At 64.7% G+C, this 8,999-nt stretch carries 8 protein-coding genes; 5 read left to right on the forward strand and 3 right to left on the reverse strand.

Annotated elements, in window-relative coordinates; translation table 11 throughout:
* The first annotated feature begins 57 nt into the window (after positions 1 to 57).
* The 3 genes from GH737_RS10785 to GH737_RS10795 are packed head-to-tail and all read left to right on the forward strand — an operon-like array spanning position 58 to position 3,559.
* Positions 58 to 804, forward strand: coding sequence for an asparagine synthetase B family protein (locus GH737_RS10785; protein WP_476749613.1), 747 nt, complete (start codon positions 58 to 60; stop codon positions 802 to 804).
* Positions 805 to 836: 32 nt separating this feature from the next.
* Complete coding sequence (locus GH737_RS10790; protein ID WP_155264826.1) at positions 837 to 1,595, forward strand: alpha/beta fold hydrolase; 759 nt, start codon at positions 837 to 839, stop codon at positions 1,593 to 1,595.
* A gap of 59 nt (positions 1,596 to 1,654) precedes the next feature.
* The gene (locus tag GH737_RS10795; RefSeq protein ID WP_155264827.1) at positions 1,655 to 3,559 is read left to right on the forward strand and encodes a M2 family metallopeptidase; all 1,905 of its coding nucleotides are present in this window, start codon (positions 1,655 to 1,657) and stop codon (positions 3,557 to 3,559) included.
* Positions 3,560 to 3,617: 58 nt separating this feature from the next.
* Here GH737_RS10795 and GH737_RS10800 read toward each other — a convergent pair whose 3' ends face one another.
* Positions 3,618 to 4,016: a hypothetical protein gene (locus GH737_RS10800; RefSeq protein ID WP_155264828.1), complete on the reverse strand. Its 399-nt coding sequence runs from the start codon at positions 4,014 to 4,016 to the stop codon at positions 3,618 to 3,620.
* A gap of 105 nt (positions 4,017 to 4,121) precedes the next feature.
* Positions 4,122 to 4,610 (reverse strand): peroxiredoxin, encoded by a 489-nt coding sequence (locus tag GH737_RS10805; protein WP_155264829.1) that lies wholly within the window; start codon positions 4,608 to 4,610, stop codon positions 4,122 to 4,124.
* Positions 4,611 to 4,708: 98 nt separating this feature from the next.
* On the opposite strand from GH737_RS10805, the gene GH737_RS10810 reads away from it, so the two are divergent.
* Positions 4,709 to 5,284 (forward strand): YqgE/AlgH family protein, encoded by a 576-nt coding sequence (locus tag GH737_RS10810; protein WP_155264830.1) that lies wholly within the window; start codon positions 4,709 to 4,711, stop codon positions 5,282 to 5,284.
* On the opposite strand, the gene GH737_RS10815 is transcribed toward GH737_RS10810, so the two are convergent.
* On the reverse strand, positions 5,281 to 7,074 hold the full coding sequence (locus GH737_RS10815) for a tetratricopeptide repeat-containing sulfotransferase family protein (protein ID WP_196233110.1): 1,794 nt from the start codon (positions 7,072 to 7,074) through the stop codon (positions 5,281 to 5,283). The genes GH737_RS10810 and GH737_RS10815 overlap by 4 nt on opposite strands.
* 132 nt (positions 7,075 to 7,206) lie before the next feature.
* Between GH737_RS10815 and ahcY the strand changes: the two genes are divergently transcribed.
* Positions 7,207 to 8,655, forward strand: coding sequence for an adenosylhomocysteinase (gene ahcY / locus GH737_RS10820; RefSeq protein ID WP_196233111.1), 1,449 nt, complete (start codon positions 7,207 to 7,209; stop codon positions 8,653 to 8,655).
* Positions 8,656 to 8,999 lie beyond the last annotated feature (344 nt).

Consider the following 8,999-nt stretch of genomic DNA (forward strand, 5'->3'; position numbering starts at 1 on the left):
AAGATTTCCGCGNTGCCCAAGCCGCTTCGCGCGGCGGCTGCGCGGGCGCTGACGGTTGTGCCGCCAGCGGCCTGGACGCGCTTCGGCGACGCCGCGGGCGGGATGTTGCCGAGGCTCGCGCGCGTGAACCGGCTCGGCGACAAGGTGCACAAGGGGGCGCCGCTGCTCCACAGCGGGTCCGTCGCCGACCTCTATGGCGGGATGATCTCGCTGTGGCGCGATCCCGAAGCGGTCGTCATCGGCGCCATCGAGCCGCCGTCGCAGGCGACGGGGCTTGTGCCGCGGCTCGAAGGCCTGAGCGGGATCGAACGGATGATGGCGCTCGACATGCTCGGCTACCTGCCTGGCGACATCCTGGCGAAGGTCGACCGCGCGGCGATGGCGGTATCGCTGGAGACGCGCGTGCCGTTCCTCGATCATCATGTCGTCGAGTTCGCCTGGCGACTGCCGTTCGGCCTCAAGATCCGCGGCGGCGAGACCAAGTGGATCCTTCGCCAGCTACTCTACCGCCATGTGCCGAAAGCGCTGGTCGAGCGCCCGAAGATGGGTTTCGGGGTGCCGGTTGGGGATTGGCTTCGCGGGCAGCTGCGCGACTGGGCCGAGGCCTTGCTCGACGAGCGGCGGCTGCGCAGCGAGGGATTTTTCCGGCCCGAGCCGATCCGGCAAATGTGGAAGACGCATCTAAGCGGACAGATGGACGAACAGTATCGGCTGTGGGGCGTTCTCATGTTTCAGAGCTGGCTTGAAGCGAACGCCGGCGCTTCCGTCTCGCCGGCGGCGGCAGTCCTCGCGAGCGCCTCCTGAGCCTGCCGGAGAAGGGAAGTTCGGAATATCCGATGAGCGAAGCGTCCGTCCATTTCTGGACCGCGTCCGACGGCGTGGATCTCGCCTGGCATGAGGTGGGCGAGGGCAGGCCCGTGGTCCTGCTCCACGGCCTGTTTTCCGACGCGGCGATGAACTGGATCAAGTTCGGCCATGCGGCGCGGATCGCCTCCGAGGGGTTCCGGGTGATCATGCCCGACCTTCGCGCGCACGGGCAGAGCGGCAGGCCCCACGGAGAGGCATATTATCCGCACGGCATTCTCGCGCGCGACCTGCGCGAGCTGGTTGCACGGCTCGAGCTTACGGAGTTCGACCTCGGCGGCTTCTCGCTCGGGGCCCGAACGACCGTCGAGGCGGTCGGCGAGGGGATGCGTCCGCGGCGCGCGGTGCTCGGCGGCGCGGGTCTCGAGGGGCTGCGCAACTGGAAGCGGCGCAAGAATTTCTTCGTCGAGGCGATCGCCTTGTTCGACACAGTCCAGCGCGGCGACCCGCACTGGCTCTCGATTCAGTTCATGAAGAGCCAGAAGGTGGATCGCATCGCATCCGCCCAGTTGCTCGAGAGCTTCGAGGACGCGTTCATCGAACGGCTCCAGGCGTTCACCATGCCGACGCTCGTCGTGTGCGGGAGCGAGGACGACGACAACGGTTCGGCCGAGGAGCTTGCAAATGTCCTCCCGCACGCGGTCTTCGAGGAAGTCCCGGGCACGCATATGAGCTCGGTCACCAAGCCGGAGCTCGGCGAAGCGATCGCGAAGTTTCTCGCGCCGCGTTGACTCGCTGGCGCGCAGCTTTCACTTCTGAACCATCCGAAATCGATGGAGAGGGGTTTCCGATGAGATTTGTTGCGTCCGTATCGCTCATCGCGCTCGCGGCGGCCGGTTGCGCGGCCAATCCACCAGCAACCGGGTCACATCCTCCTGGCAGTGCCGGTGCGATCGCCGACAGCGTGCAAGCTGCTACTGCGCCTGAGGACGCTGCTGCCAATGCGCTGCCGTTCCCGCTGACTCCGGAAGGCGCGCAGCAATTCATCGCCGCGGCGGAAGCGGACCTCGGCGATTTCAGCGTGATCGGCGCCAAGGCGGCGTGGGTGAACGCGACCTACATCACCGACGATACCGATGCGCTCAGCGCCTATTTCGGGACCATCGGGACCGAGAAGGGCGTCAAATACGCGTCGCAGGCGGCGCGCTACGCCGCGGTGCAGGGGCTCGACCCCGACACGGCGCGCAAGCTGAACATCTTGCGCGGTGCGCTGGTCCTCGCAGCACCGACGACGCCGGGAGCCGCTGCGGAGCTGAACGAAATCGCGACCCGGCTCCAGTCGACCTACGGCAAGGGCCGGGCGACCCTCGACGGCAGGCCGATCACCGGCGACGTCGCCGAGGAGAAGATGGGCACGCTGCGCGATCCGGCGAAGCTCAAGGAGGTGTGGACCAGCTGGCACAACAATGTCGGCCGTCCGATGCGGGCCGATTATGCAAAGATGGTCGGCATCGCGAATCAGGGCGCGAAGGAACTCGGCTACGACGACACCGGCGCCATGTGGCGCTCGCAGTACGACATGAGCCCGGAAGAATTTTCGGCGATGTACGACCGGCTGTGGAATGAGATGAAGCCGCTCTACGACCAGCTCCACTGCTACACCCGGACTAAGCTCAACCAGAAATACGGCAATTCAGTCCAGCCTGCGACGGGCCCGATCCGATCGGACTTGCTCGGCAACATGTGGGCGCAGGAATGGGGCAATATTTACGACATCGTCGCTCCCAAGGGCGCGGGCGATATCGGGTACGACCTCACCGGCCTGCTCGAGAAGAAGGGCTATACGCCGGTCGAGATGGTGAAGGCCGGCGACCGCTTTTACACGTCGCTCGGCTTCGCACCGCTGCCGGATAGCTTCTGGGAGAAGTCGCAGATCACGCGACCGCGCGACCGCGAGGTCATTTGCCACGCGTCGGCATGGGACGTCGACAATCTGAACGACCTTCGCATCAAGATGTGCACGCACGTCAACGCCGACGACTTCGTGACCATCCACCACGAGCTCGGCCACAATTTCTACCAGCGCGCGTACAACCAGCAGCCGTACCTCTACAAGAACGGCGCCAACGACGGCTTCCACGAGGCAATCGGCGACTTCATCGCACTTTCGGTCACGCCGGAATATCTGGTTCAGATCGGACTGCTCGACCGCAACAAGGTTCCCAGCGCCGACAAGGATGTCGGCCTCCTTCTCCGCCAGGCGATGGACAAGGTCGGCTTCCTTCCGTTCGGCCTGATGGTCGACAAGTGGCGGTGGGGCGTGTTCGATGGATCGATCCCGACCGGCGGGTATGAAAAGGGCTGGAACGACCTTCGTCTCGAGTACCAGGGGATTGTTCCGCCGGTACCGCGCACAGAGGCGGATTTCGACCCCGGCGCCAAATATCACGTCCCGGCGAACACGCCGTACGCGCGCTACTTCCTCGCCCGAATCCTTCAGTTCCAGTTCTACAAGGCGGCTTGCGACATGGCCGGATGGAAGGGGCCGCTGCACCGCTGCAGCTTCTACGGCAATAAGGAAGTCGGTCAGCGGCTGAAGCAGATGCTCGAAATGGGCGCCTCGCATCCGTGGCCCGACGCGCTTCAGGCGTTCACCGGCAGCCGGGAAATGTCCGGCAAGCCGATGCTCGAATATTTCGCGCCGCTCCAGGCGTGGCTGGAAGTGCAGAACCGCGGCAAGCAGTGCGGCTGGTGAGCTGACGAAAGACGGGGCGCCCGGAGGCGCCCCTTGATGCTGTCGACGAGAAAGCCGCTTAGGCTGTCGTTTTCCCGGTTTCCTTCAGCGTCATCGCTTCCTCGGCGATGTCGGACTGGGTCTTGCGGGCGCCGCGCCGGCGGGGGCTGGCGATGAAGCTTTCCGTGGTGGTGTCCTCGGCGGTTCCGAAGTCGCCGCTGCCTGAGCTCGATCCATCGCGCCACTCGCTGATCTGGTCGGACAGGTTGCCGATCTGATCGCTGATCTGGTTGCGGCGCGACCACAGGAAGACGCCAGCGGCAACCGCGCCGCCAACCGCCGCGGCGGCCGCAAGCGGGTTCTCGCGGGCGCGGTTGGTCAGCCCGGTATACTGGTTGTGGCCTTCGGGGTTGTTGTTGCGGCCGCGATTGCCGCCGCGGTTCCCGCCACGATTGCCGCCTCGATTGTTGGTCGCCATGTCATGCTACTCCTCTATTGGAACTCTCCCACGACAACGCCCGGGACGACGGCGCGTTTCCGGCGAGCGGCGAGGAGAGGCGAGGCAGCGCCCAGTGCCGGATCGTTACGCCGTCGCCAATTGGTCGAGCATGTGCTCGGCGCTCGACGCGCGATATTCGCCCGGCGCCTCGACATTGAGCTGCTCGACGACGCCGTCCTCGACAATCATCGAATAGCGCTGCGAGCGCTTGCCCATGCCGAACTTGCCGGCATCCATGCCGAGCCCGGTCGCTTCGGCGAACTCGCCGTTGCCGTCAGCAAGCATGGTGATATCCGCGCTCCCGTCGCGCTGGTTCCAGGCGGCCATCACGAACGGGTCGTTGACGGAGATGCAGGCGATCTCGTCGACGCCCTTGCCTTTCAGCTCGCTCGCCTTGTCGACGTAAGAGGGCAGATGACGCGCGGAGCAGGTCGGCGTGAAGGCGCCGGGAACCGCGAACAAAGCGACCCTCTTACCCTTGAAGAAGTCGCTCGTGGTTGTCGGTTGCGGGCCTTCGGCAGCAGCGATTGTGATTGGTACGTCGGGAAGTCGGTCGCCCACCTGGATCGTCATCGAATGTCTCCTTCGCGTCAGTCGAAACGGCAGATAGGCCCGCCACATGCCGCCCTCAAGCCTTGCCCGCCGCGCGGCTGCGTCCCATTGTCACTACGATGTCCGAACAGCCGAACTTCCTGTCCGGCAAGCTGCTGCTGGCGATGCCGGGAATGGCGGACCCGCGCTTCGAGCGCGCGGTCATCGCGATGTGCGTGCACGATGAGAACGGCGCGATCGGCATCGGCATCGGCCACAAGCGCGCCGGGATAAGCTTCCGCGGGCTGCTTCGCCAGCTCGACATCGAACCGGGGGAGGCGCCCGATTGCGCAGTGCACCATGGCGGTCCGGTCGAGCCGGGTCGCGGATTCATCCTGCATTCCACCGACTGGGGCGGGCAGGACAGCGTTCAGGTCAACGGCGACAAAGGCGAGGTCTTCGCGATGACCGGGACCGTCGACGTGCTGAAGGCGATCGCCACCGGGAAGGGCCCATCGCGCTGGATCGCCGCGCTGGGCTACGCCGGCTGGGGTGAACGGCAGCTCGAGGAAGAGATGACCCGGCACGGCTGGTTCGCCGCGCGCTCGGGCTCGAAGATCCTGTTCGACACCCCGACCGACGAGCGCTGGGCAGCCGCGTTCAAGGCCGAGGGGATAGACCCGCGCCTGCTCGCGAGCGAGACCGGCGCGGCTTAAGCGTCGGCCAGCTCGCCAAGCTCCTCGATCATCGGTCCCAGCCATTGGCGATAAGGCTCGGCCGAACCGATGCTGTCGCGGTTGATCGGCCGCCGGACCTGCTCGCTGCTCGGCGTCGCCACCGCCTCGGTCGAGAGGTGGAAATCGAGGCACGCCGCTTCGAATTCAAGCCCGAGGAACCCGAGAATCCGCCGTGTCTGCGCCTCGACGTCGTCCACCAGTTCCTCGTAGCGCACCTTGAAAATCCCGCCCGGCGCCGCGGCGTCGACGGCATCCACCAACCGGACGTAGTCGCGGTAGAAGCGGGCAATGCTCCGCTGGTCGTTAGATGCGGCATGGCCCTCGGCGAACATCATCTTGAAGTTGGACCAGCAGCAGTCCAGCGCATCACGGCGAAGGTCGATGATTCGCGCGTTCGGAAGCATCAGCCGGATAAGCCCGACGCGCGACCAATTGTAATTGAGCTTGTCGACGAACCGCGGCTTGTCCGAGGTGCGGTAATCCTGCGAGCGCCCGACGTAATTCGCGCCCAACGTAGTCAACTCTTGAGCGCTCAGCGAGGCGATCCGGTCCTCGTAGCTGCGCCCGCTTTCGTGCCGGAGCCGCTCGTCGAGGCGCGGCATGATCGGAAGCTCGCCGGCGGCCTCAATCAACGAATGGCGGTTGAGGATTCGCTCGAGCAAGGTCGTACCGGATCTCGGCATTCCGATGATGAAGATCGGCGAATCATCGGGGTGCCCGCCGTTCCCGCGATCCGCGAAGCGTTGCGGGCTGAACGCGCGGATCAGCTCGTCGACCTTAGCGCTTTCGGCCGACGGATCGGACGGATGGCCGCGCGCTCGCAACTTTTTGCCCTGCGCTATGTGGCGGAATGCACCGGCGTAGTCGGCCCGCCGGTCGGCAACGGTCCCGAGCGCAATGTGCAGCGCTCCGCCATCGTCTGGATTATCCGCTACGCTCGGGACGGCGTGCTCCATCGCCTCGACATCCGCTTCGCTTATGTCGGACGGGAAGAAGTTCGCGAGGCCCCACCAGGCCGCTCCGCTGTTGGGGTTTAGGGCGATCGCGCGGCGAAATGCCGCTGTCGCTTCATTCTTCCGCCCAAGCATGCGCAAGTGTTGCGCATAGACGATCCACATCTCCAGTTCGCGGGGATCGAGTTCGAGCACGCGCCGGTAGATCTTGACTGCACCCTCATGGTCGTTTGCCTCGGCATGGAGCTGCCCGAGATTTCGAAGAACGGTGAGATTGTCCGGTTTGCGCGAAAGCACGCCCTCGACGATTCGGATCGCCTCGCGGAGCCTTCCCTGGTTGGTCAGGCACTTGGCGAACAGCATGATTGCGCGGAGGAATTTCGGAGCCCGCTCGAGCACCGCGCCAAGCCGTTGTTCCGCACGTTCGAGGTGCCAGGCGTCGATATCGAGTTCGGCGGCCATGGTGAGCGCCAGGAGATTGTCGGGATGCCTGAGAAGGAATCCTTCGAGCATTGCACGCGAATCCGCGGCCCGGCCCTCATTGCCCGCGACAGCCGCGGCGTCGAGCTCGCGGATGGCAAAGCTGGCCTTGATCGCCGACAGCTCCGCTTGTTCCGCTTCGTCGTGCTTTCCGAGACGCCGCAACGCTGCGGCCGCAAGCTGAAGAGCACGCGGCTCGGGGCCGGAACGAAGCAGCGTTTGCGCCTGCTGGAGCGCGACGCCCGGATGCTCCGCGAGGAGCTTTTGGCCGTTCGCCAGTCCCTCCTCGAAGCTCCCGCCACGGGTCTGAACGGACGCATTGCCGCTCTTAGTCACATGAGATTCCTCGAATATCGCTTCGCGCGCTAGTAGACGAAACATCCGGAGCGGCAACCGGGGAGCACATATAAAGGATTCTTTATATTTGCCTTGGCGCGGCTCTGCCTCTAAGGCGGCGGCGCGCTTCTGATGGCGCTTTGCATCAATAAATCCGGAGACCTCGACGTGGCGACGCAGGCTGAAACCCGTTTCAACGACTTTGTCGTGAAGGACCTCGGCCTTGCCGATTTCGGCCGCAAGGAGATCGAGATTGCCGAGACCGAGATGCCCGGCCTGATGGCGCTGCGCGAGGAGTTCGGCGCGTCCCAGCCGCTCAAGGGCGCGCGGATCACCGGATCGCTGCACATGACCATCCAGACCGCGGTGCTGATCGAGACCCTGATCGAGCTCGGCGCCGAAGTCCGCTGGGCGAGCTGCAACATCTTTTCGACCCAGGACCATGCCGCGGCCGCCATCGCCGCTCGCGGCATTCCGGTGTTCGCGATCAAGGGTGAGACGCTCGAGGATTACTGGAACTACGTGGTCCGCATCTTCGACTGGGGGCAGGACACGACCTGCAACCTCATCCTCGACGACGGCGGTGACGCGACGATGTTCGCGCTGTGGGGCTATCGCGTGGAGAAGGGCGAAGAGCTGTTCACACCGTCGAACGAGGAAGAGGAAATTTTCGTCGCGACGCTCAAGCGCTTCCTCGCGGAGCGGCCCGGCTACCTCACCAGGACAGTCGAGACCATCAAGGGCGTGTCGGAAGAGACGACGACCGGCGTTCACCGGCTCTACGATCTCGCCAAGCAGGGCAAGCTCCCGTTCCCGGCGATCAACGTCAACGACAGCGTCACCAAGTCCAAGTTCGACAACCTTTACGGCTGCAAGGAGTCGCTGGTCGACGCCATCCGCCGCGCGACCGACGTGATGCTGGCCGGCAAGGTCGCGTGCGTCGCCGGCTACGGCGATGTCGGCAAGGGGTCCGCAGCCTCGCTACGCAACGGCGGCGCGCGCGTGCTGGTGACCGAGGTCGATCCGATTTGCGCGCTTCAGGCGGCGATGGAAGGATATGAGGTGGTGACGATGGAGGAGGCGACGAAACGCGCCGACATCTTCGTCACCGCGACCGGCAACATGGACGTCATCACGCTCGACCATATGCGGGCGATGAAGAACATGGCGATCGTGTGCAACATCGGCCACTTCGACAGCGAGATCCAGATTGGCGCGCTGGCCAACATGAAGTGGACGGAGATCAAGCCGCAGGTCGACGAGGTCGAGTTCCCGGACGGCAAGAAGATCATCGTGCTGGCCAAGGGGCGCCTGGTGAACCTCGGCTGCGCGACCGGCCATCCGAGTTTCGTGATGAGCTCGAGCTTCACCAACCAGGTGCTCGCCCAGATCGAGCTGTGGACCGGCGCGGACAAGTACAAGAACGACGTCTACGTGCTCCCGAAGCACCTCGACGAGAAGGTCGCCCGGCTCCACCTCGACAAGCTCGGCGTGAAGCTGACGGCGCTCAGCGACAGGCAGGCCGCCTATATCGGCGTGCCGCCGCAGGGGCCCTTCAAGCCGGATCATTATCGCTACTGATATTCCACCGGGCGACGGTTGTGTTCGACCAACGGCTAATGTCGGCCAAGCGACTCAAGCTGAATGTTGCATTAATGCTACATTACACGGGATTCATTAGCCCGCTCTAAGCCCTTCTGTTGCCACGGTTCTAACCTTCGGTAAGGGGTTCCCATACCTTTGGAGGGGAATCCTTAACATGCGTCTTTCGTCATCCGCTTCCCGCTTTTCGCTATCCGCGTCCGTGATTGCGTTTGGCGCGGCATGGGCCAGCCCGGCTCTCGCGCAGGCCCCGGCACCCGCGCCGGTCCCGGAGAGCTGCGCGAACATCGCCGACGCGGCCGCGAAGCAGGCGTGTGCCGACG

This window comes from Sphingomonas segetis, from assembly GCF_009720245.1.
Lineage (GTDB): Bacteria > Pseudomonadota > Alphaproteobacteria > Sphingomonadales > Sphingomonadaceae > Sphingomicrobium > Sphingomicrobium segetis.